26 protein-coding genes are annotated in these 25871 nt (G+C 61.7%); 20 read left to right on the top strand and 6 right to left on the bottom strand.

Annotated features, from left to right (window positions below):
* The first annotated feature begins 248 nt into the window (after positions 1-248).
* The 16 genes from LMG28727_RS22590 (at position 249) to LMG28727_RS22665 (ending at position 16497) form a co-directional block, all read left to right on the top strand.
* Positions 249-2621, top strand: coding sequence for a bifunctional salicylyl-CoA 5-hydroxylase/oxidoreductase (locus LMG28727_RS22590; RefSeq protein WP_201644541.1), 2373 nt, complete (start codon positions 249-251; stop codon positions 2619-2621).
* Positions 2618-3394, top strand: a complete 777-nt coding sequence (locus tag LMG28727_RS22595) for an SDR family NAD(P)-dependent oxidoreductase (RefSeq protein ID WP_201644542.1) — start codon at positions 2618-2620, stop codon at positions 3392-3394. Before LMG28727_RS22590 ends, LMG28727_RS22595 begins: the two co-directional genes overlap by 4 nt.
* Complete coding sequence (locus LMG28727_RS22600; protein ID WP_201644543.1) at positions 3391-3951, top strand: MarR family winged helix-turn-helix transcriptional regulator; 561 nt, start codon at positions 3391-3393, stop codon at positions 3949-3951. Before LMG28727_RS22595 ends, LMG28727_RS22600 begins: the two co-directional genes overlap by 4 nt.
* Before the next feature lie 25 nt (positions 3952-3976).
* The gene (locus tag LMG28727_RS22605) at positions 3977-4828 is read left to right on the top strand and encodes an enoyl-CoA hydratase family protein (RefSeq protein ID WP_201644544.1); all 852 of its coding nucleotides are present in this window, start codon (positions 3977-3979) and stop codon (positions 4826-4828) included.
* A 1-nt stretch (position 4829) separates the two neighbouring features.
* Positions 4830-6047 (top strand): acyl-CoA dehydrogenase family protein, encoded by a 1218-nt coding sequence (locus LMG28727_RS22610; protein ID WP_201644545.1) that lies wholly within the window; start codon positions 4830-4832, stop codon positions 6045-6047.
* Entirely contained in the window at positions 6044-6487 is a 444-nt protein-coding gene (locus LMG28727_RS22615; protein WP_201644546.1) for an acyl-CoA thioesterase, read from the top strand. The genes LMG28727_RS22610 and LMG28727_RS22615 overlap by 4 nt, the downstream gene beginning before the upstream one ends.
* Positions 6484-6879, top strand: coding sequence for a RidA family protein (locus LMG28727_RS22620; RefSeq protein ID WP_201644547.1), 396 nt, complete (start codon positions 6484-6486; stop codon positions 6877-6879). The genes LMG28727_RS22615 and LMG28727_RS22620 overlap by 4 nt, the downstream gene beginning before the upstream one ends.
* A gap of 79 nt (positions 6880-6958) precedes the next feature.
* Positions 6959-8599 (top strand): AMP-binding protein, encoded by a 1641-nt coding sequence (locus LMG28727_RS22625; protein ID WP_201644748.1) that lies wholly within the window; start codon positions 6959-6961, stop codon positions 8597-8599.
* 46 nt (positions 8600-8645) lie between these two features.
* Positions 8646-9869, top strand: coding sequence for a dienelactone hydrolase family protein (locus LMG28727_RS22630; RefSeq protein ID WP_201644548.1), 1224 nt, complete (start codon positions 8646-8648; stop codon positions 9867-9869).
* A 112-nt stretch (positions 9870-9981) separates the two neighbouring features.
* Complete coding sequence (locus tag LMG28727_RS22635) at positions 9982-10659, top strand: glutathione S-transferase (RefSeq protein ID WP_201644549.1); 678 nt, start codon at positions 9982-9984, stop codon at positions 10657-10659.
* Between the two features lie 207 nt (positions 10660-10866).
* Positions 10867-12393 (top strand): DHA2 family efflux MFS transporter permease subunit, encoded by a 1527-nt coding sequence (locus tag LMG28727_RS22640; RefSeq protein ID WP_201644550.1) that lies wholly within the window; start codon positions 10867-10869, stop codon positions 12391-12393.
* 45 nt (positions 12394-12438) lie between these two features.
* Positions 12439-13272, top strand: a complete 834-nt coding sequence (locus LMG28727_RS22645; protein ID WP_201644551.1) for an AraC family transcriptional regulator — start codon at positions 12439-12441, stop codon at positions 13270-13272.
* Positions 13273-13628: 356 nt separating this feature from the next.
* On the top strand, positions 13629-14744 hold the full coding sequence (locus LMG28727_RS22650; RefSeq protein ID WP_236592266.1) for a SpoIIE family protein phosphatase: 1116 nt from the start codon (positions 13629-13631) through the stop codon (positions 14742-14744).
* 14 nt (positions 14745-14758) lie between these two features.
* A complete protein-coding gene (locus LMG28727_RS22655) occupies positions 14759-15322 on the top strand; it encodes a SiaB family protein kinase (protein ID WP_201644553.1) in 564 nt (187 codons plus the stop codon).
* An 18-nt stretch (positions 15323-15340) separates the two neighbouring features.
* Entirely contained in the window at positions 15341-15727 is a 387-nt protein-coding gene (locus LMG28727_RS22660; protein WP_201644554.1) for a DUF1987 domain-containing protein, read from the top strand.
* An 11-nt stretch (positions 15728-15738) separates the two neighbouring features.
* On the top strand, positions 15739-16497 hold the full coding sequence (locus tag LMG28727_RS22665; RefSeq protein ID WP_201644555.1) for a GGDEF domain-containing protein: 759 nt from the start codon (positions 15739-15741) through the stop codon (positions 16495-16497).
* Between the two features lie 16 nt (positions 16498-16513).
* Here the strand turns inward: LMG28727_RS22665 and LMG28727_RS22670 are convergent, their stop codons facing one another.
* On the bottom strand, positions 16514-17419 hold the full coding sequence (locus tag LMG28727_RS22670) for a DMT family transporter (RefSeq protein WP_201644556.1): 906 nt from the start codon (positions 17417-17419) through the stop codon (positions 16514-16516).
* 299 nt (positions 17420-17718) lie between these two features.
* On the opposite strand from LMG28727_RS22670, the gene LMG28727_RS22675 reads away from it, so the two are divergent.
* The gene (locus tag LMG28727_RS22675) at positions 17719-18444 is read left to right on the top strand and encodes an AraC family transcriptional regulator (protein ID WP_407945864.1); all 726 of its coding nucleotides are present in this window, start codon (positions 17719-17721) and stop codon (positions 18442-18444) included.
* 61 nt (positions 18445-18505) lie between these two features.
* On the opposite strand, the gene thrS is transcribed toward LMG28727_RS22675, so the two are convergent.
* Positions 18506-19720: a threonine--tRNA ligase gene (gene thrS / locus LMG28727_RS22680; protein WP_201644557.1), complete on the bottom strand. Its 1215-nt coding sequence runs from the start codon at positions 19718-19720 to the stop codon at positions 18506-18508.
* A 422-nt stretch (positions 19721-20142) separates the two neighbouring features.
* Here thrS and LMG28727_RS22685 point away from each other — a divergent pair, with 422 nt between their 5' ends.
* The gene (locus LMG28727_RS22685; protein WP_201644558.1) at positions 20143-20628 is read left to right on the top strand and encodes a GNAT family N-acetyltransferase; all 486 of its coding nucleotides are present in this window, start codon (positions 20143-20145) and stop codon (positions 20626-20628) included.
* A gap of 90 nt (positions 20629-20718) precedes the next feature.
* Here LMG28727_RS22685 and LMG28727_RS22690 read toward each other — a convergent pair whose 3' ends face one another.
* From LMG28727_RS22690 to pdxR, 3 genes are all read right to left on the bottom strand, one after another.
* Positions 20719-21300, bottom strand: coding sequence for a flavin reductase family protein (locus LMG28727_RS22690; RefSeq protein WP_201644559.1), 582 nt, complete (start codon positions 21298-21300; stop codon positions 20719-20721).
* Positions 21301-21417: 117 nt separating this feature from the next.
* Positions 21418-21750: a hypothetical protein gene (locus LMG28727_RS22695; protein ID WP_201644560.1), complete on the bottom strand. Its 333-nt coding sequence runs from the start codon at positions 21748-21750 to the stop codon at positions 21418-21420.
* 271 nt (positions 21751-22021) lie between these two features.
* Positions 22022-23551 carry a MocR-like pyridoxine biosynthesis transcription factor PdxR gene (gene pdxR, locus LMG28727_RS22700; RefSeq protein ID WP_201644561.1) on the bottom strand — a complete coding sequence of 510 codons (1530 nt, stop codon included), beginning with the start codon at positions 23549-23551 and terminating at the stop codon, positions 22022-22024.
* Between the two features lie 121 nt (positions 23552-23672).
* Between pdxR and LMG28727_RS22705 the strand changes: the two genes are divergently transcribed.
* Positions 23673-24404 carry a GNAT family N-acetyltransferase gene (locus LMG28727_RS22705; protein WP_201644562.1) on the top strand — a complete coding sequence of 244 codons (732 nt, stop codon included), beginning with the start codon at positions 23673-23675 and terminating at the stop codon, positions 24402-24404.
* Between the two features lie 26 nt (positions 24405-24430).
* Here the strand turns inward: LMG28727_RS22705 and LMG28727_RS22710 are convergent, their stop codons facing one another.
* Entirely contained in the window at positions 24431-24976 is a 546-nt protein-coding gene (locus LMG28727_RS22710) for a GNAT family N-acetyltransferase (protein WP_201644563.1), read from the bottom strand.
* A gap of 220 nt (positions 24977-25196) precedes the next feature.
* Between LMG28727_RS22710 and LMG28727_RS22715 the strand changes: the two genes are divergently transcribed.
* Positions 25197-25868 carry a VC0807 family protein gene (locus LMG28727_RS22715; protein ID WP_201644564.1) on the top strand — a complete coding sequence of 224 codons (672 nt, stop codon included), beginning with the start codon at positions 25197-25199 and terminating at the stop codon, positions 25866-25868.
* Positions 25869-25871 lie beyond the last annotated feature (3 nt).

Raw genomic sequence — 25871 nt, forward strand, 5'->3', positions numbered from 1 at the left:
CGCCCATCAGCAGATTCTGCACGATGCTGATTCTGAATGCGCTCATGCGAAAACAGCATGAGTTGGGCAAGCCGCCGCTTACAGCGCGTCAGGTCCGTTCGACCATCTATATTTCTGCTCGACCGATTCTATTTCTTTCGATCACATCGTCGCCCCAGACCACCCTCCCTCACCACACATTTACTTGACATCTAAACTATCAAGGCCTAAATTAATCCCCATAGCAGAGTCCACATTGGGGAACAAGCATGCGCATTGTCTGTATCGGCGGCGGTCCGGCGGGGCTGTACTTTGGCCTCTTGATGAAACGCCGCAACCCAGACTACGAAGTCACGGTCGTCGAGCGCAACCGCCCCTACGACACTTTCGGCTGGGGCGTGGTGTTCTCCGACCAGACCCTCGGCAACCTGCGCGCCGCCGACGCCCCTAGCGCCGACGCCATCCTGCAGGCGTTCAATCACTGGGACGACATCGAAATAAATTTTCGCGGTGAGCACATCCGCTCGTCGGGCCACGGTTTCTGCGGCATCGGCCGCAAACGTCTGTTGAACATCCTGCAGGCACGCTGCGAAGAACTCGGCGTCAAACTGGTTTTCGAAACTCAGGTCACCGACGACAGCGTCTACGAAGCCGATCTGATCATCGCGTGCGACGGCCTGAACAGCGCGGTCCGCCAAAAGTACGCTGCCACGTATCAGCCCGACATCGACCTGCGCGACTGCCGCTTTGTCTGGCTCGGCACGAAGAAACTCTTCGACGCGTTCACCTTCGCCTTCGAAGAAACCGAATTCGGCTGGTTCCAGGCACATGGGTATCGTTTCGACGATCAGACCTCCACCTTCATCGTCGAAACCCCTGAGCGCGTGTGGCGTGCCGCCGGTCTCGACGAGATGAGCAAGGAAGACAGCATCGCCTTCTGCGAGAAGCTGTTCGCGAAGTATCTGGACGGCAACGCGCTGTTATCGAACGCCGCGCATTTGCGCGGCTCGTCACAGTGGATCCGTTTTCCGCGCGTCGTCAACGGGGAATGGGTGCATTGGCGCGATAACGCCAACGGCACACAAACGCCAATCGTCCTGATGGGCGACGCTGCACATACCGCGCATTTCTCAATCGGATCGGGCACCAAGCTCGCGCTCGAAGACGCCATTGAACTCGCGAACAGCATCGGCGCCCATCCCGGCAATCTGCCCGCCGCACTGAAGCACTACACGGAGGTACGCAGCATCGGCGTGTTGCGTATTCAGAACGCCGCACGCAATTCGACCGAATGGTTCGAAAACGTCGATCGCTATACGTCGTTCGAGCCGGAACAGTTTGCGTATTCGTTGCTCACACGCTCACAACGCATCTCGCACGAAAACCTGCGTGAACGCGACGCGCACTATCTTTCAGGCTTCGAAGACTGGCTCGCGAAACGTTCCGGTGTAGAACGCGCGCCGGAAAAGCATTCGGTCCCACCCATGTTCACGCCGTTCAAACTGCGCGGGCTGACGCTGAAAAATCGCGTCGTCGTGTCGCCGATGGCCCAGTATTCGGCAGTCGACGGTATTGCCGGTGACTATCATCTGATGCACCTCGGCGCACGCGCAATGGGCGGCGCTGCGCTGGTAATGACGGAGATGACCTGCGTGTCGCCTGAAGCGCGCATCACGCCTGCCTGTCCCGGCATGTACGCACCGGAGCATCTCGCTGCGTGGAAGCGCATTGTCGACCTCGTGCACAGTCAGTCGGATGCAAAAATCGGCATTCAGCTCGGGCACTCGGGCGCGAAAGGGTCGACACGCGTCGCGTGGGAAGGCATCGATCAACCGCTCGCCGAAGGCAATTGGCCGCTTGTTTCAGCCTCGCCGCAACAGTATGTGCGCGACATCAGCCAGCATTCACACGAAGCCACTCGCGACGAATTGCGCGAAATCGAAGCGCAATTCGTCCGCGCCACGCAGATGTCGGCTGAAGCCGGGTTCGACTGGCTCGAACTGCACTGCGCACACGGCTATTTCCTGTCGAGCTTCTTGTCACCGCTGACCAATCAGCGCACCGACGAATACGGCGGCTCGCTCGAAAACCGGCTGCGTTATCCGCTTCAGCTCTTCCAGGCGATCCGCGCCGTCTGGCCGCAAGACAAGCCGATTTCCGTGCGTATTTCCGCTAACGATTGGGTCGAAGGTGGCACGACACCGGACGACGCCGTGCAGATAGCGCGCGCGTTCAAGGCCGCAGGCGCGGACATGATCGACGTGTCGTCGGGTCAGGTGAGCAAGGCAGAGAAGCCCGTGTATGGCCGGATGTTCCAGACACCGTTCGCCGACCGCGTGCGTAACGAAGCGGGTATCGCGACCATCGCGGTCGGCGCGATCTCCGAAGCGGACCACGTGAACAGCATTATTGCGGCGGGTCGCGCGGACCTGTGTGCGATTGCACGCCCTCATCTGGCGAATCCGTCGTGGACGCTGAACGAAGCCGCAAAGATCGGCTATTTCGATGTGATGTGGCCGAAGCCCTACACCGCCGCGAAATCGCAACTTGAACGCAACCTGGAACGCGAGCGTGCGCAGGCCGCCGCCAATGCAGGCCTGTCGCCACAAGAGCGCGCGCAACGCGCGGAGGGAACGACGTGAACACCCCTATTCAATCGACACTCGCGGGCCAACATGCGGTGGTCACCGGCGGCGGCAGCGGCATTGGCGCTGCGGTCGCCGAGGCGCTGTTGCGTGCGGGCGCACGCGTCACGTTGATGGGCCGCAATGTGCAACGACTCGACACGCAGCGCGAAAAATGCAGCGCACTCGGCGATGTTGCATGCATCGGCGTCGACGTCACGCAGGAAGAGTCGGTTGCAAACGCATTCGCTCAGGCGGGTGCCGTCGACATCCTCATCAACAACGCGGGTCAGGCACAAGCCGCACCGTTCACGCACACCGACATGACGCTGTGGCAGCGCATGCTCCAGGTGAACCTTACTGGCGTCTTTCTCGGCACGCGTGCGGTGTTGCCGGGCATGCTGGAACGCGGTCACGGCCGGATCGTCAACGTTGCCAGTACGGCAGGGCAAATCGGTTACGCGTACGTCGCCGCATACTGCGCCGCGAAACACGGCGTGATTGGTCTCACGCGATCACTCGCGCTGGAAGTCGCCACCCGCGGCGTCACAGTCAACGCGGTGTGTCCCGGCTACACGGAGACCGAACTGCTGCACGCATCGCTCGAACAGATCACCAGCAACACCTCCCGCACCGAACAGCAGGCCCGCGAAGCCTTACTGCGTTCCAATCCGCAACATCGTTTCGTGAGCCCCGAGCAGGTCGCTAATAGCGTGCTGTGGCTGTGCCAGCCCGGCTCGGACGCAATCACGGGGCAATCCGTTTCCATCTCTGGTGGAGAAGTCATGTGACCAAGTCACCGAACATCAAGAAGCCCGCTGTCACAGCCGAAACGAAATCGCCGCGCAAAGGCGTCGCGAAACCTGCGGAGAATGTCGTGGACCTCGAAATGAGTACGGGCGCGGACAGTCACATGGGTCTGCGTCTATGGTTGCGCATGCTGACTACGACCAACCTCGTGCAGGCCGAGTTGCGCAAACGTCTGCGTAACGAATTCGACACCACGTTGCCGCGTTTCGACCTGATGGCGCAGCTCGAGCGTCATCCAGAAGGCCTGAAGATGACGGAGTTGTCGCGACGGCTGATGGTCACTGGCGGCAACGTCACGGGCATTACAGATCAACTGGAAAAAGAAGGCCTTGTTTCGCGCGACACGGATCCGAACGACCGACGTTCGATCAGCGTGTGCCTGACGCCAGCAGGCCGCAAGGCATTCGACAAGATGGCAGTGGCGCACGAGCAATGGGTCGTCGAACTATTTGGCGGGCTGAGTCTCGACGAGAAATCGCGTACCCATCAACGCCTTGGCAAGCTCAAGCAACATCTGCTCGACAGTCTGAAAGACTGACGCGCACAGAACTGGAGGAGACACCATGACACGATCCAACGCCGACGCGCTGCTGGCCGGCAACCGCCTGACGCTCGCGGGTTACGAAGCGCGGCACTTCGGCTGGTCGGTGACGAACAAGGTCGCGACGATCACGCTGAACCGTCCGGAGCGCAAGAATCCGCTGACCTTCGAATCGTATGCGGAGTTGCGCGATCTGTTCCGCAACCTGACCTACGCAACCGACATCAAGGCCGTCGTCATTCACGGCGCCGGCGAGAACTTCTGTTCGGGCGGCGACGTGCACGACATCATCGCGCCGCTGATCGATCTGCCAATGCCGGAACTGCTGCTCTTCACGCGTATGACCGGCGACCTCGTCAAAGCGATGCGCCATTGCCCGCAACCGGTCATTGCAGCCGTCGACGGCGTTTGCGCAGGCGCGGGCGCGATTCTCGCAATGTCCTCCGATATGCGTCTCGGCACGGCACGCAGCAAGCTCGCGTTCCTGTTCTCGCGCGTCGGTCTGGCGGGCTGCGATATGGGTGCGTGTGCGATCCTGCCGCGCATCATCGGTCAGGGACGGGCGGCCGAATTGCTGTTCACCGGGCGCTCGGCGAGCGGCGATGAAGGTCACGCGTGGGGCTTCTATAACCGCCTTTGCGAACCTTCGGCGCTCGTCGAAGAAGCCCAGAAACTCGCCGCCGACCTCGTCGCCGGTCCGACTTTCGCGCACGGCATCACGAAGAAGATGTTGCACCAGGAATGGAGCATGAGCATCGACGAAGCGATCGAATCGGAAGCGCAAGCCCAGGCCATTTGCATGAGCACTCGCGATTTCGAACGCGCGTATAGCGCGTTTGCGGCGAAGTCGCGTCCTGTGTTCGAAGGAGACTGAGTTGAGCGCCGACAACCCCATCGACCTGCATAGCGCGCTGGCCTGGCCTTTTTTCGAGCCACGTCATCGGGCACTTGCCGAAGGCATTCAAGCATGGTGCCGTGCGAATCTCGCGCACGAGAACCACAAGAGCCAAACAGACGTGGATGCGACCTGCCGTCATCTGGTGCGTGAACTCGGCGCGGCGGGATGGCTGAAGTATGGCGTGGGTGGCGTCGCGTACGGCGGCCACGGCGACACGATCGACACGCGCGCCGTCTGTCTGTTGCGAGAAACGCTCGCCAAACATTCGGGTCTCGCGGATTTCGCATTGGCCATGCAAGGGCTCGGCTCGGGCGCGATCTCGCTCGGCGGCACGCATGAGCAAAAAGCGCGCTATCTGCCGCGCGTCGCGAATGGCACCGCGTTGGCCGCGTTCGCGTTGTCGGAGCCTGAAGCGGGTTCGGATGTCGCCGCCATGGCTTTATCCGCGCGCGAAGACGGTGACGCCTACGTGCTCGACGGCGACAAGACGTGGATTTCCAACGGCGGTATTGCCGACTTCTACGTCGTATTCGCGCGCACCGGCGAAGCGCCTGGCGCACGAGGCATCAGCGCATTCATTGTCGATGCCGATACGCGCGGACTCGAGATCGCCGAACGCATCGACGTCATCGCGCCGCATCCGCTTGCGCGCCTGCATTTTGCGGGCGCTCGCGTGCCACGCAGCCAGATGCTCGGCGCGCCCGGCGAAGGTTTCAAACTGGCCATGCGGACGCTGGATATTTTCCGCACCTCGGTAGCGGCGGCATCGTTGGGTTTCGCGCGCCACGCGATGGCCGAGGGTCTCGCGCGCGCCTCGTCGCGCAAGATGTTCGGGCAAACGCTCGGCGATTTTCAACTGACGCAGGCAAAGCTCGCGCAAATGGCGTTGACCATCGACAGCAGCGCGTTGCTGGTCTATCGCGCCGCGTGGCTCCGTGATCAAGGCGAAAACGTCACGCGCGAAGCCGCGATGGCGAAGTGGCATGCCAGCGAAGGCGCGCAGCAGGTAATCGACGCCGCCGTACAACTCTTTGGCGGCATGGGTGTGCAAAGCGGCACCGCCGTCGAGATGCTGTATCGCGAGATTCGTGCATTGCGCATTTACGAAGGCGCGACCGAAGTGCAGCAGTTGATTATCGGCCGCGATCTGTTAAAGGCGCACGCGGCCGTTGCTGCGAAGGAAACCGCACCATGAGCGCGCCGTTCGAAAGGCCCGTGCAAATCCGCTTCTCGCACTGCGATCCGGCGGGCATCGTGTTCTTTCCGCAATATCTGGTGATGACCAACGCGCTGGTCGAAGACTGGTTCAACGAAGGCCTTCACATCGACTACGCGAACATGATCGCGCGGCGGCGTGTCGGCTTGCCGATCGTCAAACTCGACTGCGAGTTTTCGCGGCCGAGCCAGATGGGCGAAACGGTCATGCTGACGTTGCGCGTGACAGCCATCGGCCGTCGTTCGATCAGCATCGAAATCGTCGGTCATTGCCAGGGTGAAACGCGCTTTAGCGCGAAACAGGTGCTCGTCACGACGTCGCTCGAAAGCGGCACATCGATCGATATTCCCGCCGACATCGCGAGCGCGCTCGCGACGTTTGCTCCACAGCCCGACTCCATCGAGGCGCATCGCTCATGAAAAAAGCTCTCCTTCCCGCCGGCTGGATCAAACCGCGCGGCTACGCGAACGGCGTCGCCGCCACCGGCACGCAAGTGTTTATCGCTGGACAGATCGGCTGGGACGAACAAGCCCGCTTCCAGACAACGGACTTCGCCGCGCAAGCCATTCAGGCGCTCAAAAACGTGCTCGCCGTGCTGCACGAAGCGGGCGGCAAGCCTGAACATCTCGTGCGAATGACGTGGTACGTCACCGACAAACGCGAATACCTCGCGTCGCTGAAAGACATTGGCCGTGCGTTTCGCGAGTTGATCGGCGACTACGACATTGCAATGAGCGCGGTCCAGGTCGTTGCGCTGATCGAAGATGAAGCGAAGGTGGAAATCGAAGCGACCGCCGTGGTCCCGCAGTAACTGAAGAACGGCACGAACGCACGCCGCCCACTACGCCAACCGAAGCGCATTCAGCCGGCTCAACGCCCGGAGACCCATGATGGAACCGTCAGCACACGTCGATACTTTCGCGCGCGACAATCTTCCGCCGCAGGATCAATGGCCCGTTTTTCTGCTCGACAACCCGGACGTGGTTTATCCTGCGCGTCTGAATTGCGCGACCGAACTGCTCGATAGAACGATCGACGCAGGGCATCGCGACCGTCCCGCAATCTGGTCGCTGGTGGACGACAAGCGTTGTGTCACCACCTACGGCGAACTACTGGCCCTGGTGAATCGCACCGCGCATGTACTGGTCGACGAAATGGGACTGCAAGCCGGCAATCGCGTGCTGCTGCGCGGGCCGAACACATTGCAGATGGCGGTCGCCGCACTCGCCGCGCTGAAGGCCGGCCTCGTCGTGGTGCCGACCATGCCGTTGCTGCGCGCGAAGGAACTGAAGCAGATCATCGACAAGGCGCAGGTCAGCGCGGCACTCTGCGACGCGCGTCTCACCGCAGAACTGGCGCGCTGCACTGATCCAGCCGACGAGTTTTATTGCGCGACGCTCAAGCAGACGCGCCTGTTCCACGACGACGCTGCCGGTTCGCTCGACACGCTCGCCATCAACAAGCCCTCGCATTTCACCGCGTGCGACACCGCAGCCGACGACGTTTGCCTGATTGCTTTCACGAGCGGCACGACCGGCGCGCCAAAAGGCTGCATGCATTTTCATCGCGACGTGCTGATGATGTGCGACCTGTTCCCGCGCCACGTACTCAAGCCGACATCGAACGATATCTTTTGCGGCACGCCGCCGCTCGCCTTCACATTCGGCCTGGGCGGCCTGTTGTGCTTCCCTCTGCGCGTGGGGGCGTCCAGCGTGCTGATCGAGAAACTCACGCCAGAAACCCTGCTGCACACCGTCGAGCGGTTTCATGCAACCATCATGTTCACCGCGCCGACCTTCTACCGCCAAATGGCGCCGCTGATCTCACATCACGATGTATCGAGCCTGAAGAAAAGCGTGTCGGCGGGGGAAGCGCTGCCGGACTCGACACGACGCCTGTGGCACGACGCGACCGGCATCGACATGATCGACGGTATTGGCGGCACCGAGTTGATCCACATTTTCATTTCGGCGCAGGGCGACGCAATCCGCCCGCATGCGATTGGCCGCGCGGTGCCGGGCTACGTCGTGCGGGCCGTGGACGACGCGATGCAACCCGTGCCGCCCGGCACGGTCGGCAAACTCGCGGTGCGCGGCCCAACCGGCTGCCGCTATCTCGCCGACGAAAGGCAAATGAAGTTCGTGCGCGATGGCTGGAATCTGCCTGGCGACTCGGTCTATCTCGACGAAGACGGTTACGTGTTCTACCAGGCCCGCGCCGACGACATGATCGTTTCCGCCGGCTACAACATCTCCGGTCCCGAAGTGGAAAGCGTGCTGCTGCAACACGACGCGGTGTCGGAATGCGGCGTGATTGGCGTCGCGGATGAAACCCGTGGGCAGATCGTCAAGGCGTTCGTCGTGCTGAATCCAGGTTTTGGAGCGGACGACAAACTGGTCGCGCAACTGCAGGATTTCGTGAAAAATAGCGTGGCGCCGTATAAATACCCACGCGTGATCTCGTTCGTCGACGCATTGCCGCGCACCGAGACCGGCAAGCTCAAGCGCTTCGAGTTGCGCAAAATGACATAACCCCACTTTCCCGTGCAACTGCTTGCATGGAGCGGAGACAAACAGCATGGCTGGCTCTTTCACCGAAGTCGTCGCCCAGGATGGCGGCCGTTTCAACGCTTATGTCGCGCGTCCCGCGCAGGGTTCGGGCCCGGGGCTCGTCCTGCTGCAGGAAATTTTCGGCATCAACGACACGATGAAGGCGACCGCCGACCGCTATGCCGAAGAGGGCTATGTGGTGCTGGTGCCGGACCTGTTCTGGCGGATCAAACCGGGCATTGACCTCGGTTATGGTGAAGCCGACATGAAGCAGGCGCTCGGCTATCTCGGCGAGTTCAATACCGACCTCGCCGTCGACGATATCGCGGCCACCATCGCCGCGTTGCGCGCCATGCCCGAGCAGGCCGGCAAGGTCGGTGCGGTCGGCTTTTGCCTCGGCGGCAAGCTCGCGTTCCTGAGCGCCGCGCGTACCGATGTGGACTGTGCGGTCAGCTATTACGGCGTCGGCCTCGACGCTTACCTCGACGAAGTGCCCGCCATTCGCTGCCCGATGGTGTTCCACTTCCCGGAAAACGACGCACACTGTCCGCCGGAAACGCGCGAACGCATCAGTGCCGCGTTGCGCACGCGTCCGCATGTCGAGCAATATGTGTACGCCGGTTGCGATCACGCATTCGCCGCGCCGGCACGGCCGCAGTACGACAAACCAGCCGCAATGATGGCGTATTCGCGTACGCTCGCGCTGCTGCGCAAAGTGCTCGGCCCGGTCTACGACCTCAATGCATTGTGGGAAGCGCACTGCTATCACGAGTTCGCCACGCGCGACGTCGATGCGGTCATGCCGACCATGGTCGCGCAGCCGTACGTCAATCACGTTCCGACGATGACTGGCGGCGTCGGCCACGACCGGCTCAAGAGCTTCTATACCCATCACTTCGTCAACTCGAATCCCGTCGATACCCGGCTGATTCCGATTTCACGCACCATTGGCTCGGACCGCATCGTCGACGAATTCATTTTTAGCTGCACGCATACGTGCGAAATCGACTGGCTCCTGCCTGGCGTTGCGCCCACCGGCAAGTATTTCGAGGTGCCGATGCTGGCCGTCGTGTGTTTCCGGGGTGACAAGCTTTATAACGAGCACATCTATTGGGATCAGGCTTCGGTGCTCGTCCAGGTTGGCCTGCTGAATCCCGAAGGACTGCCGGTAGCCGGTATTGAAAGCGCCCGCAAGCTGCTCGACGAAACCTTGCCTTCCAACGCATTGATGGGCAGCAAGGCGCAGGCCTGAACATGGGCCGGACGTAACGGGCCCCCGCAGGACCGAGGTGGTGCGACTAGAGCCCCACCTCGGCACAACATCCCTATGATGTGACACTCCACTGGCCAACGTCCTTCGACCCATGCTGACTGTCCATCATCTGAATAACTCCCGCTCGCAACGCGTGTTGTGGCTGCTCGAAGAACTCGGCGTGCCGTACGAGATCAAGCGTTACCAGCGCGATCCCAAAACGATGCTCGCACCGCCCGAGTTGCGCGCGGTACACCCGCTCGGCAAATCACCGGTGATTACCGACGACGGCCAGACCATCGCGGAGTCGGGCGCGATCATCGAATATCTGATCGGCAAATATGGTCAGGGGCGCTTCGCTCCGGCAGCGGGCACGCCCGAGCATCTGCGCTACACGTACTGGCTTCACTACGCGGAAGGCTCTGCGATGCCGCCGCTGTTGCTGAAACTGGTGGCGCTGCGCATTGCGAGCGCACCGATGCCGTTCTTCGCGAAGCCGATTGCGCGCAAGATCGCAGGCACGTTGCAATCGAGCTTCATTGATCCGCAGTTGAAACTGCACCTCGGCTATATCGACAAGGAATTGAGCAAGACGGGCTGGTTCGTCGGTAACGACTTCACTGCCGCCGACGTGCAAATGAGCTTCCCACTCGAAGCCGGCACCGCGCGCGGCGGCATGGAAGGTCAACTTCCCGCGATAACCGGCTTTCTGAAGCGCATTCATGCGCGGCCAGCGTATCAACGTGCGCTGGAGCGCGGCGGCAAGTACGACATCGTCGGCGGAGACTGACGCGCGTGCTGCGCGCCGCCCAGGATTTCGTAGTTGTGACGCAAAACTTGCCGATGCTAGACTGAAAAATTACCTCGCGCTAAACGGCTTGCCCGACGCGTCGCTCGACGGCGGCACGTCCGGCGCCGGGTCATGTGTTCGTGATGTCCGTCTGAATCCGTTCAAATCCCTTGAATGCATTCGGGAGCGCGGTCTGGGAGCGTCTGCATGACCCATCCATCCATTCACGGCAAACAACGCTGGCTAGCACTGATCGTGCTGTGTCTGGGCGTGCTGATGATCGTGCTCGACACCACGATCGTGAACGTTGCGTTGCCGTCCATCGCGGCGGATCTCGGCTTCACTGAAACGTCGCTGGTCTGGGTCGTCAACGCGTACATGTTGACCTTCGGCGGTTGTCTGCTGCTCGGCGGAAGGCTCGGCGACCTTTACGGCCACCGCAAGCTGTTTCTCGGCGGCATCACACTGTTCACGCTCGCGTCGCTGGCCTGCGGCATCGCGAACTCGCAGATCCTGCTGGTTGCCGCACGAGCCGTGCAGGGATTGGGCGGTGCGGTTGTGTCAGCGGTGTCACTGTCGCTGATCATGAATCTGTTCACCGAATCCGCCGAGCGTGCGAAAGCGATGGGCGTGTACGGCTTCGTTTGCGCAGGGGGTGGCAGCATCGGCGTACTGCTTGGCGGGTTGCTGACCAATCTGCTTAGCTGGCACTGGATTTTCCTGGTCAATCTGCCGATCGGCGTGGCTGTCTACGCGCTCTGCGTCGCGTTGCTGCCGTCCGCGCGCGGTCATGCGCACGGCGAGCGGCTCGACGTGGCAGGCGCGGTGACGGTCACTGCGTCGTTGATGCTGGCGGTCTACGCAGTAGTGAACGGCAATGAAGCCGGCTGGACGTCGGTGCAGACACTCGGCTTGCTGTTCGCCGCGCTCGCGCTACTCGCCGCGTTTCTGATTATCGAAGCACGCGTCCAGCATCCGTTGATGCCGCTCGGTCTGTTCCGTCTGCGTAATGTCGCGACCGCGAACGTGGTCGGTGTGCTGTGGGCGGCGGCAATGTTCGCGTGGTTCTTCATTTCGGCGCTGTACATGCAGCGCGTACTCGGCTATCGGCCGTTGCAGGTCGGTCTTGCGTTTCTGCCCGCCAACCTGATCATGGGATTCTTTTCGCTCGGGCTGTCGGCGCGCGTGGTGATGCGGTTCGGTCTGCGTCGGCCGCTGGCGGCCGGTCTGCTGGTGGCGGCGGCCGGTCTCGCGCTGTTTGCCCGTGCGCCGGTCGGCGGCAGCTTCCTGATCGACGTTTTACCAGGAATGATCCTTCTCGGCTTCGGCGCGGGTATCGCGTTTAATCCGATGCTGCTCGCAGCAATGAGCGATGTCGATCCGGCCGATTCAGGGCTGGCGTCGGGGATCGTCAACACGTCGTTCATGATGGGCGGTGCGCTGGGTCTCGCCGTGCTGGCGAGTCTCGCCGCCGCACGTAGCGACGCGATGCTGGCGTCGGCGGGAGCAACGGCGGCGCTTAATAGCGGCTATCGGCTGGCCTTCCTGGGCGGGGCAATCTTCGCGGCCATGGCGGGCATGCTGGGCGGTTTGCTGTTGCGGCCAGCGCGAGCGGGTGAGGCGGACGGTGCGGACGCTCATGGCGCACCGTCCGCATTGTCCGAACGTTCGCTGCCTGCCGGCAACGAGACTCAACAAATAAACGCAAAACCGCAAGCGGGATCAAACGCGTAAATTCCTCGCTGGCTATGCTGGTTCCATGCAGACACGAGAGCCAATATGAACCCGGTTGGCAAAGCGCTGTGGTTTATCGAAAGCCACTTTGCGCAGCCGTTGACGCTCGACGACATAGCGAATGGCGGATGCGTGTCGCGCTTCCACCTGGCGCGTGCTTTCGAAGCGGCCACCGGGTTTCCGGTCATGCGCTACGTTCGCGGGCGGCGCTTGAGCGAAGCCGCGCGACGACTCGCCTCAGGCGCACCGGACATCCTGACGGTCGCCCTCGACGCCGGTTACGGCTCTCATGAAGCATTCACGCGTGCGTTTCGCGAGCAATTCGGGTTGACGCCGGAAGCGCTGCGCGCGCGAGGTCACCTCGACAATCTTGCTATCGTGGAGCCGATCAAAATGGACCAAACCCTTCTCGACCATCTGGAGCCGCCGCGTTTTGAAGACGGTCAGCCGTTTCTCGTCGCCGGACTAAACGAGCGCTATTCGTGCGACACCAGCAAGGCGATTCCATCGCAGTGGCAGCGCTTTGGGCCGCACTTCGGCAAGGTGCCAACGCAAGTGGGCAACGTGGCATACGGCGTGTGCCACAACGCCGACGACGCAGGTAATTTCGACTACCTGTGCGGTGTCGAAGTCAGCGATTTTTCGACGTTGCCGGCGGAGTTGAACCGTTTGCGGATTGCCGCGCAGAGGTACGCAGTGTTCACCCATCGCGAGCATATTTCGACAATACGCCGCACGATGAATACGATCTGGAATTCGTGGCTGCCGGCATCAGGGCACGCGCCTGCGGACGCGCCAATTTTCGAGCGGTACGACGAGAGGTTCGATCCGGTCAGCGGGATGGGTGGCCTGGAGATATGGTTACCGCTAAAGAGTTGACCGCACCCGCCATCACGCCATCACACGACACCACGCGCACGACCGTTGCAATTGCTCCGCGCGCGCGTTGACGAGCAGTTGACGGCGGTAACTCAAGCGAAAACGTTTGCCGCATGTTTTTGCGCGCAAGAGCTTTGCACGGGGCTATTTTGACCGCTCACTCTAATCGTCAGATTTAACAAAAACGACATAAAGAGCGATTAGCGTGCTGGTTTCCTCGTTGAACGGGTAGTCCAGCCATGCATCCCGCGCTTGCGCACTTTCATCGCTCTGGCGTCTCCGGAAGCCCGCGTTGCGCAGGCGATTTGTGCCAGGAGTTTCCTGCCATCGACGCGGCCGATTCGAACGCGTCGGCAATGGACATTTTTTATTCGCGGCGGGACATGATCAGCCTCGCGGTGCTGGAAAGCGGCCGTCCGATCGGACTGATCAACCGGGATATCCTGCTCTCGCAAATGAGCAAGCCATTTCACCGGGAGCTCTACGACAAGAAGAGCTGCATCGCGTTCATGGACAAGGAGCCGCTCATCGTCGACGCGGACATGAGCATCGAAGCGCTCACGTTCAAGACAGTCGAAGCGGGCGAAAAGGCGCTGTCCGACGGCTTCATCGTGACGCGCGAAGGACGCTTCGTCGGATTGGCCAGCGGTGTTCAGCTACTGGGCGCGGTAGCGGAAATTCAGGCGGAAAAGAACCGCCAGATCATGCAGAGCATCGAATATGCAAGCGTGATCCAGCAAGCGATGTTGCGTGCGTCGCGCGACATGCTGTCGACCACGTTGCCGGATGCCGAGCTGGTTTGGGAACCGCGCGACGTGGTGGGCGGCGATTTCTACCACTTCGCGTCGTTCGCCGACGGCTGGTTCGGCGCCGCGGCCGATTGCACGGGGCACGGTGTACCTGGCGCGTTCATGACGCTGCTTGCTTCGGCGTCACTGTCGCAGGCACTCGAACGGCTCGGACCGCGCGACCCGGCTGCGCTATTGGCCGCGGTCAATCGCAACGTCAAGGGATTGCTCGGGCAGGTGCACGGCAAGGGTGAATCACCGCAGTCGAACGACGGCCTCGACGCCGCGTTTTTCTGGTTCGACGTCGAACAACGGCAACTGTATTTCTCCGGTGCGCGCATCGCGCTGCATGTGCTGCGGCCGGATGCCGATCACTTCGAGAGCATGGTCTGCGACCGCATGGGTGTCGGCTATGTCGACAGTCTCGCGGACTACACCTGGGCGTTGAGCACCGCCGCGCTGCCGCCCGGAAGTCTGCTGTTCGTCTCGACAGACGGGCTGACCGACCAGATCGGCGGTCCGCGAAAGATTGCTTTTGGACGACGTCGCGCGCTCGATTTTATTGTCGCGCACCGCACGCAGCCGCTATCCGCGCTATGCGAGGGTCTGCAACGCGCGCTGGCTGACTGGCAAGGCGCGCAGTCGCGCCGCGATGACGTCATGCTTTTCTTTGCACGCGTTTAAGGTAGTTAATGAAAATGTTCGAACTCTCCGACCAGGATCGCGCGTTTTTCGATCTCGCTCAAAGACGTAACCTGATTTTCTATCACAAGGGCTACTTCTCACATAGCATCGTCGCGGCAATGAGTGAGGTCGTGAAACTGCAACTGGAAGTGGCAGGAATCAGCGCGCCGATCCGGCGCAAACTGTTTTCGTCCTTTATCGAAATCTCGCAGAATATCGTCCACTATTCATCCGACGCACTCGTCGAAGGACTGGACAACGGTGGCGCGATTCGCGAGGGTGCGGTGTGCATCACCTATGAAGGCGAGCGTCACTTGATGTTGTGCATGAACCCGGTTGCGACAACAGCGGTGGACAGCCTGCGCGAGAGGCTCGAGCCGCTGCGCAACATGTCGATCGAAGAAATCAAGCAGGCGTACAAGCAAACGCTGCGCGCCGACACGCCGGAAGAAAGCAAAGGCGCCGGGCTGGGTTTCCTGACGATGGCTCGCGACGCGAGCGCTCCGCTGGAATTCGCTTTTCATCCCCGCGTCGATGCTCCCGACACCACTCTGTTTTGCCTGAAGACCATCATCTGACGAGGATGAGTACGCGCCATGGATAACTTTTATATTGCGGCCACGACCACGTCGCCGGAAGTCGATTTCAGATTCGAGCAGCATCTGCTGGCGATCAGAGGCGAGTCCTATCCCGAGAACGCGGCGGCGTTTTACGCGCCGGTCATCGAGCGGCTTCGTACCTACCTGGCCAGTTGCGACGACGCCTCGATCACCGTGGACGTCACGCTGACTTATTTCAACAGTTCGAGTACGAAAATGCTGTTCAGCGTATTCGATGCATTGGACGAAGCGGCCACATCGGGAAATCGCGTGCTGGTGAACTGGTTCCGCGACGCCGAAGATGAAACCATTCTCGAATTCGGTGAGGAACTGCAAGCTGACTTTACGGCGATCCAGTTCACCGATTGTCCGGTCGCGACGTAAGGAAGGTCACGGTGCCTTCAACTGTTGCTTCGAACACCTCGTCGAATGACGCCCCGGATCTGTTCCAGAACGAGAGCGAGGCGCTGGAGAAAGCACGCGAGATTCATGCGGGTGACGGCGTCGATCCCGAGACATGCCGTCAGGCGCTTGGCGAGCTGATCGGACATTTCGAGCGTCTGATGCGCGAGACGCGCCGTCTGATTGGACGCAGCGACCGCGCCGAGCGCGAGATGCATGCGCTCACTCAGCAGCTGCAATATCGCGCGACGCACGACGCGTTGACCGACGTGCTGAATCGCAGCGCGGTGATCGAGCGCGCGAGCAAGGCGTTGCGCGTCGATCGGGCGGTGATGATCCTGCTCGACATCGACGACTTCAAGAAGGTGAACGACGATTTCGGCCATCCGGTCGGCGATGCGGTAATACTTGGCATCGTCGATTGCCTGCGCCGGATTGTCGGTGAGCGGGGCATCATCGGTCGCGTGGGCGGTGAGGAATTCACCGTGCTGTTGCCGGGGCACGACCTCACCGACGCGCTGGATCTGACCGAAGAAATGCGTGTGGCAATTCGCAGTCATGTGTTCGACGCACCGGTGAATCGTCGGATCACGGCCAGTTTTGGCGTGAGTGCCAATCAGGCCCGGACCGGCTTCGATACCGCATACGGCCTCGCCGATTCCGCTTTGTACAAGGCCAAGCGAGGCGGCCGGGACCGCGTGGAATTTGCCGATCCGCTATCGGACACGCCTGTCATGCCGATGGTGGAGTGATACGGCAGCACGACATCTACTCCAGGGCCTCCATCGGCTCCTGAACGGGCCGCCTGAATCGTTGCGCCACGATCACCCCAACGAGCGCAGTCCCTCCGCCCAGCAAGTGATATAGATGCAACGTTTCGCCCAGCATCGCGATGGCAATAACCGCTGTCGCAATCGGCAGCACGTTCATGAACAGCGCGCACCGGTTCGGCCCGAGATGCTCGACGCCCCGCATCCACAGAAACGGCAGCACCACTGAAGCCAGCACGCCCGCATACAGAATCAGCGGCAGGCTCGCTCGCGTGGGCAATGCCTCGGACGCGGGCAAGCGCAGCAGCATCGGCAGCATGAAGAGCAGCGCGAAAATCGCCTGCAAATAGGTGGATTGCCACGAAGGCAACCCGACATGCCAGCGCTTGAGCAACACGCCATACAGCGCATAGGCCAGCGCCGCGAAAATCATCAGCAGATCGCCGATATGCGCGCCGTTGGCCAGCAACTGCGCAGGATTGCCCTGCGTGATCAGATACACCACGCCCACCAGCGACAACGCCCCGCCGCCCACCATACCGCCCGTCGGCGCTTCGCCGAGCAATAGCGTACTGGCGACCATCGTCATCAACGGCACCAACGCAGTGATGATCGACATATTGGTCGCCGTCGTCGTCTTCGCCGCTTCGTAGGAAAGGCTCTGGAACAACGCCATCGCGAGAAAGCCCAGTACGGCGAGCTTCGGAAGTTGTGGCACGATTGCCGCACGATTGCGCCATGCCGGCACTAGCGTGAACAGACTCATCAACGCAACCGCCAGCACCAGCCGATAAAACGTGATCGCCGACGGGTCGATCGTGTGCGCGGACAACTTCGACACCACGACATTGCCGGCCCACAACAGGATTGCCACAAAGGGAAACAGGAAATACGATCTCTTCATATCGCGCTCTGGCTCGGAATTGACGGTCAAATGGAATTCGAAGGCCTTCGAAACGAAGCGACATGTTGCGCTCGCACGCGGAGGTCTGTCTCACGCCAAAAGGTCGTTGCTTGTCGCGAAATGGTCAAAGGCGGTCAAAGGCGGTCGAAGGGGGTCAAACGCGGTCGAAGGCGATCGATCCCGGTTTCAACGCACAACCCATCATGAACATGCAAACCTCTACGTCTGCTGGGCATCGAAGCCAGGTGTACGACACGCCCACCGCGCCGGGCGCGCATGTGCCGTTCGAAAGCACGCCGATGCCGGTGTCGGCGATGGCCGCGTGGTATCCGCATGGCACGGTGATCGAGGCGCACCGTCATCGGCGCGCGCAATTGCTATACGCGATTGAAGGCGTGATGATGATCGAGTCGGCAACCGGCTCATGGGTCGTGCCACCGACGCGCGGCGTGTGGCTCGAACCCGGCATCGATCATTCGGTGCAGATGAGTGGCGACGTCAAGATGCGCACCGTGTTCGTCGAACCTGGCGCGACCGCGCATCTGCCTACCCGGAGTTGTGTGGTCGAAGTGCATCCGCTGCTGCGCGAGCTGATACTTGCAGCGATCGACGTGCCGCTCGACTACACCCTCGGTTCTCGCGACGATCATCTGATGCAACTGCTGTTGGCGGAATTGAACGCGGTGCCGCTGCTGCCGCTGTATCTGCCGTGGCCAGCCGACCCACGCTTACGTGACCTGTGCAACAGCCTGCTTGCCGCGCCCGATGACAATCGCACCATCGGCGCATGGGCGAACACGCTGGACGTGTCGGAGAAAACTTTTCACCGCTGGTTCCAGCGCGAAACCGGCCTTACTTTCGGCCGCTGGCGTCAGCAGGCGCGTCTACTATTGGCGCTAAAGCGCCTCGCGCACGGCGAGAAGATCATTGCCGTCGCGATGGATCACGGCTACACGAGTCAAAGTGCGTTTGCCGCCATGTTCAAGCGACACTTCGGCGTGGTGCCGTCCGCGTTTTATGCATAGCGTTCGCTTCGAATTAGCCGGTCGGAGATCACCGTTCAGGCGTCGAAACGAACGCCATGCATCACAGCCGGGGCGAAACGGATGGCGCCAATGCGGCCAGCCTCAAATACTCGACGCCCTCCGCAAAAGCCAACGTCGATTGCTTTCCATCGCGCAGGCGAATGCTAATTGTCCGGTCACGCTCGTCGCGCGAGCCCAGTGCAACCAGAATGGGGATCTGTTTCTCGCGTGCATCGACGATTTTCTTCTCCAGCCGCTCGGGCCGGCTGTCTAACCATGCCCGGAGACCCGCGTCGTCGAGTGCCTGCATCAACTCCTGCGCGTAAGCCACATTCGCGTCGCTGATCGTGGCGACGACGACCTGTTCGGGTGCGAGCCATACAGGCAACCATCCTTCGTGATGCTCGAGCAGCATCGCGATGAATCGCTCCATGCTGCCGAGCACCGCGTGATGAAGCATCACAGGCCGCGCGCGTTCATTGCGTTCATTGACGAACTCCGCGTCGAGCCGCTCGGGCAACACGAAATCCAGTTGTATCGTGCCGCATTGCCAGCTGCGCGCGCGACTATCCATCAGGTGGAATTCCAGTTTCGGCCCGTAAAAAGCGCCCTCTGCGTCGAGCACATCGAACTCCAGACCCGCTGCGCGCGCGGCGTTGGCCAACGCCTCTTCTGCGTGGTCCCACAGCTGATCGCTGCCTGCGCGCAGCGCAGGACGCGTGGCGAGCGCCACCTTGAACGCGGGAAAACCAAGGTCCGCATAGATCATGCGCAGCAATGAACAGAAACGGCCCACCTCTGCCTCGATATGTTCGTGCGCGCAGAACACGTGCGCGTCGTCCTGCACAAAAGCGCGCGTACGTTTCAGGCCTTCGAGCGATCCCGACGGCTCATCGCGATGACACGCGCCAAATTCGCTATAGCGCACCGGCAACTCGCGATACGAACGCACGCGCTGATTGAACACCTGCACATGACAGGGACAACTCATCGGTTTAAGACAAAGCGCGCGTCCTTCTTCGGCATCGGCAAGCGAATACATCGCTGCGCCGAACTTCTCCCAGTGACCGCTTTTCTCCCACAGCGAACGCGCCAACAGTTGCGGCGTACGAATCTCGCGAAAGCCCGCGCGGCGCATGCGCGCACGCACATAATCTTCGAGCACGCGATACAACTCCCAGCCTCGCGGATGCCAGAAGACCATACCCGGCCCCTCTTCCTGCTGATGAAAAAGGTCGAGCTTGTTGCCTAAAACACGATGATCGATGTCGTTCACGGTGATGCTCCATTTGATCGGATAGTGCGGTTAATACAACGAGACGCCGCAAAGAGATGCCGCAAACGGAGGTCCAGAAACGACAAAGGCCCCGTCCGTTTCCGGCGGGGCCCTGAGTGGTTTGCCACAGCTTCAGCTTCGTGCTTCTAGCGTGCGCAACCTCCAGACGACCCGCCGGTGAAGGTGGTCGTCGTGGTGGTGACAGCAGCGAAGGGAATCGAGTGAAAGTCCATGGATCGACAATAAACGATCCCGCTGTGCGGCGTCAATCGCCAATCGTCGATTGCAGATCTCGACACCCGCTGGCCACGACGTCGCGATAAGCGCTACGATGTACGTCCGATTCGAAGCCGATAAATGGTTTTCACGGCTTCGGTATTCCACGGCTTCGATCCGCCGTTCCAATCATCGAGCACCTTGCCTTGACTATTCACATCCGCCCCGCCAGCACGTCCGACGCAGCACTCATTCTCCGCTTCATCACCGAACTCGCGGTGTACGAAAAGGCAGAGCACGAAGTTGTCGCTACCGTCAAAGATATCGAAACCAGTCTGTTCTCGGCGAACTCGTCGGCGAAATCACTGATCTGCGAGATGGACGGCGAGCCTGTCGGCTTTTGCGTGTACTTCTTTTCGTATTCCACATGGCTCGGCAAGCAGGGGCTTTATCTGGAAGATCTGTACGTGTCGCCAGCATCACGTGGCAGCGGTGCGGGCAAACAGATGTTGCGCCACCTCGCACGCATTGCCTGCGAAACCGGCTGCGGCCGCTTCGAATGGAGTGTGCTCGACTGGAATGAGCCGGCCATCGGCTTTTATGAATCGATTGGCGCGAGCGCGCAAAGCGAGTGGGTGCGTTATCGGCTAGCAGGCGACGCGCTCACGGCATTTGCTGAAGGCGCTAATTAAACGACTGCGTGAACGCCCGCGCGCGAAAGCGCGCAAGCGGATTACGTCGATGCAACGAAGCGGCTCAATTCGGGAGCCGCGATTGCACAATCACTCGGCCGCCCCACTCGCCGGCGTCACCTCAAACGCTTCGCCCGTGGCAAAGAACGTTCCGCCCGCTACGTAATGACAGGTGCGCAGTTCGGGATCGTCGCCGAAATGCCAGCGGTTGTTCGAATACACGCGGTTATCCGCATAGGCCGCAACCACCTCGCCGATGATCATGTCGTGCCGCTGGCTATCGTCCGGAATCACCTTGCATTCCATCCACGTGATGCAGCCGGCCAGCATCGGCACGTCGATTTCCTGCGCGGGGAATGTTTCGAGGTCGAACGCCGAGAATTTGTCCAGCTCCGTGCCTGCGTGGCTGCCCACGGTGAGCGTCTGCGCGGCGAATCCGCGGCTCGGCAATTGCAGGCCGAAGACCCCGCTGCCCTCGATCAGTTGCCGTGTCAGCGTGCGGCTATCCACGATCACGACGACCTTGGGCGGATTGAAATCGAGCGGCATCGCCCACGAGGCCGCCATCACGTTCGAGCGACCGCCATGCGCGCTGGTGATGATCGTGACCGGTCCATGATTCAGCAACTGCGTAGCCCGCGGCAACGCCACAGGTTCTCGGGTGACTTTCATACGTCCTTGCTTGCGTCAGAGTGTCGGAGAAGATGACGAAGATTGTAGCGGGGCCGCGCCCCAAGGGCGGGAGAGCGCTTCATGGCGGCAGCCGGCAGGCCGCCGCCATGGCGTGGATCAATGCGGAGCTTTACCGTTGGGCACGGCGTCCAGCGGTTTGTGCTGTTCTTCGCCCAAGCCCGGGAAGAAAGCGTTCCATGCGGCCCGTACGCCTTCGGCCGCGGTGGCCTCGGCGGCAATCGATTCAGTCTCGCCCTCGGGCGCTTTCGACGGGTCCGCCGACAGGCCGCGCCAGTGCGTGAACACCAGTAGCGGTTTCTCGGTCCAGAGGCCGTCGCCAAATTTTGCAAACGCCGTGTCCCCGCTCGTCAGTTGCACCTCGTACCAGCCTTCATGGACAGGCGTGTGGGCGTCAAGCTCAAACCACGGGGTCGGTTCGATTTCCTTCATGTCGTCTCCGGTCAGATAAATCGTCAGGGTAACTACAACAAAACAAAGGCATTCTTCATGCCTGAACCGGCCTGCCGCGGGACAGGCGCTGCGCGCTCGTCATGCGATGTTGCGGTGCGGCATGCAGGGCATGATCTGCGCGGCGATCCGGCGAGAATTGCAAGTCGCAGAATCGGCGCGCATAAGCGACACGATAGCGCGACATGGGTCACGCGGACAAATTCAAACGTGCACGCCGCGTGGTCAATGACGGAGCAAAGGGCTTCGATAGTCAGTGCGGCTGTTTCGGTCGGGCTTTTAGGGCACCTTTCGCCTGTGCGCCCTTCCCGTCCATCTCGCGAGCCAGCGCCGCCAACGTCTGAATGGCAGGCGCGAGACGCTCGGCGGGCGTATTACCGTAGCCGATGACGAGCCCATTGGTGCTCGCATCCGGCTGCAATGCGAAACTCGACAGCGCGCGCGGATTCAGGCCTTCAGCGAGCGCGCGCGCAACGAGCGATCGATCGTTCAAACCCGGCGGCAAGCGCAGCGTCAGATGCATCCCGCAGTCACCGCCCAGAACCTGCGCCCGCGCGAAATACTGGGCCAGCGCGTCGCGCAGCGCCTGCTGACGCTCGCGATACAACCGCCGCATGCGCCCAAGATGCCGCCCAAATTCGCCGCTCCCGATGAATCTCGCCAATGCCAGTTGCTCCAGCCGATGCCCGCCGCGCAGCATCTCCTGTAATGCGACTGCCGTGTGCCCGGCGATCGCGCGCGGCAGCACGACGAAGCCGATGCGCAATGCCGGAAACATCGTCTTGCTGAACGATCCGACGTATAAAACCGGCGCGTCGTCGACGAGACCTTGCATGCTGGCGATCGGCTCGCCCGTGTGCCGGAACTCGCCGTCGTAATCGTCTTCAATCAGCCACGCGCCGCTGCGCCGTGCCTGCGCGATCAATGCGAGACGGCGCGCGACCGACAACACCGCGCCCGTCGGATATTGATGGGCGGGCGACGTATAGATCAGCTTCGGCGGCTGCGTAAGCCATGCGTCAGAGCGCGCGGCCATGCCTTCGGCGTCGACGGGTACCGGCAGCGTGCGCAAATCGCCGAGATTGAACGCGGCCTTCGCGCCGCGATAACCGGGGTCCTCGACCCACGCGATATCGCCGGGATTCGTGAAAAGCCGCACGCACAGGTTCAGCGCCTCCTGGGCGCCCTCGGTGATCACCACTTGCGCGCCTTCGCAGCGTACGCCGCGCGCCATCCGCAGATGCGCGGCAATCGCGTCGCGCAATGCCGGTTCGCCTGTCGGCTCACCGTAGCCGAGCGCGACGGGCAACGCGTGTTCCATCGACCGTTCGAGCGCGCGCCGCCAGGCGGTCAGCGGAAAACGGTCGAGTGCGGGCGTGCCGGGTGTCAGCGGGAAGGTGTTGTCGGCGTGGGTGCGGGTCGCCGCGAACTGACCGACACGCGCCGCGTAGGCCACCTCCGGCGCGGTGGCGCAAGCGGTCGGCTCGTCGTCACGCGAAGTGGAACTGGACAACGGGCTCACCCGCGTACCCTTCTGATCGGCGAACACGTAGCCAACCGCGGCCAGATGCTCGTATGCGATCACCACGGTGTTGCGCGACACACCCATCTCGGCAGCCAGCAGCCGCGATGAAGGCAGCAGCGAGCCGGGCGGCAGGCGTCCGCCGAGAATGGCCTGTTGAAGGCGCTCGATCAGTTGTTTCTGCAGCGAAGCGGGTTGGGTGTCGGCGCCGATGCGGGTTGCTTCGCCAGCATGGACGAGTGGACCGATGATCTCGATCATGTCGGATGGACCTATCAAATTGGGCTTCGGTGGCTCTTTTGAACATACCACGTTTGACGTATCGTTCTCTCATCGACAAATCGTCACCGACCTTGATGACCCACACGACAGGAGAGCAGGCATGGAACCCAGACGTAACGCATTCGACCAGCCGATCGGCGCCCCCGTGCCGGACTGGCAAGGCGCCCAGGCGCCCAGCCGCGAGCCGCTGGTGGGCCGCTATTGCCGGCTCGAACCGGTGGACGTCGCGCGTCACGCCGAGGACCTGTACGACGCGTACAGCTCCGCCACCGATGCCCGTGACTGGACCTATCTGGCTGTCGGTCCATTCGACAGCCTGGCAGCTTATCGCGAGCATCTGACGCGCATGGCTGCGTCGCCGGATCCGTTGCACTACGCGGTGATCGATCTCGCGACCGGCAGCGCGGTCGGCACGCTGTCGCTGATGCGCATCGATCGCGCAAACGGCGTGATCGAAGTCGGTCACGTCACCTATTCGCCGCGCCTGAAGCGCACGCGCATCGCCACCGAAGCCCTGTTCCTGCTGATGACGCAGGTGTTCGATCAATCGGGCTACCGGCGTTTCGAATGGAAATGCGATTCGCTGAACGGGCCGTCGCGCACAGCGGCGTTGCGTTATGGGTTTACGTTCGAAGGGATTTTCAGGCAGGCCATCGTGTATCGCGAACGCAATCGCGATACCGCGTGGTTTTCGATCATCGACAGTGAATGGCCGGCACTGCGTTCAAGCTACGCGCGCTGGCTCGATGCGGCGAACTTCGACACGCAGGGTCAGCAGCTCGAGAAGCTGGTGGATCTGATTGCGCGGGAAAGGGCCGCGGCGATTCGATAAGAGTCGGCTACGCTCGCCGCGCAGGGTCACTTCGCGTGGGCGATGCGCCGCAGCAAGATAGTCGGTTTGCCTTTGTAGGTGGTGTGAAGCTGCTCGCGATAACCGCACTTGTGCGCCACGCGCAGCGACGGCGCATTCTCCGGCGCGATGATGCAAGCTGTTTCGCCATCTGGCCAGGCCATGTCAGCCCAATCGAGCGCGGCACGCACGGCTTCGGTTGCATAACCGCGTCCATGCACGGACGGGTCCAGCGCCCACCCCACCTCCGGGGTGCCCTGCAGCGACGGCTCGATCTCGCGATGGTAGTCGGCGAAACCGACTTCGCCGAGAAACCGCCCGCTCTGCGTTTCGCGCACCACCCAGTAACCGAAGCCGAGCATCGCCCAATGTCCTGCGTAGCGCAGCAGACGCGCCCACACCTCTTCCCGCGTGAACGGCTTGCCGCCAATGTAGCGAATCACTTCCGGATCGGACCACATCGCATAGCTGTCGAGGAAGTCGTCGCGCGTGTGGGGGCGCAAGGTCAGGCGGCGGGTGGTGAGGGTCGTGGCGATGGCGGGCTGGGCGGACATTGCTGACGGGCGAGTGGTTAGCGAAATGGCTCAGAACGGCGTGGGTTCGATGATCGCAGATTTACTGCGGATCGGGTTCGTCGGCAGAATATTGGCGACGGTGATGCTTTGCGCGTCGCGCGAACCCATGGCAAGCCGTCAGACTTCGCCCTACACTGCCAGCACGCGTTTGCGCGGTCCATTTGCACCGCCACGCCCACCATTTCACCGACACCCGCCGATGAAACCCCGCCTGCGCTACCTCAGCGCATTACTCATCAACGTCGCCTTACCATGGCTCGCCTACCGGCTTGCGCTTCCGCATTGGGGCCTGCAAGGCGGCCTGATCGCATCGGCATTTCCACCCATCGCGTGGATGGGCTGGGACCTCGTGCGTTATCGTCATTTCGATGCACTCAGCGCACTCGTGCTGATCGGTATCGCACTATCGCTGGTTGCGCTCGCCGCGGGCGGTGACGTTCGGCTGAAGTCGGTTGAAGACCCGATGGTGTCAGGCATGATTGGCGCATCGTTTCTGGTGTCGCTCGCGCTGCCCCGGCCGCTGGTGTTCTATCTCGCCCGCTCGACGATGGCGCGCGAAGATCCTCGCAGCGCCGAACTCTTCGAGCAACGCTGGCGCAAGCGGCCCACGCTAGCCGCCTATATCCGCTTGATGACGATTGTCTGGGGCGTCGGCATGCTGGGCGAGAACCTTCTGCGCAGTGCGATAGTCTGGCGCTGGCCGAGCGATCCGCGCTCGGCGCTTGCCTCTCAACTGGTGAGTTACGTGGTCTACGGCGGGTTGATGCTGTGGACCTTCTGGTGCCGCCGGCAGATCAGGCGCGACGCACTACGTTATCCACCGGATGACGCAGCCGCCTCGACTGCCGATACCCCGCTCGCCACGCGATAAGAC

Origin of the sequence: Paraburkholderia metrosideri (genome assembly GCF_904848625.1) — a bacterium.
Taxonomy (GTDB): Bacteria; Pseudomonadota; Gammaproteobacteria; order Burkholderiales; family Burkholderiaceae; genus Paraburkholderia; species Paraburkholderia metrosideri.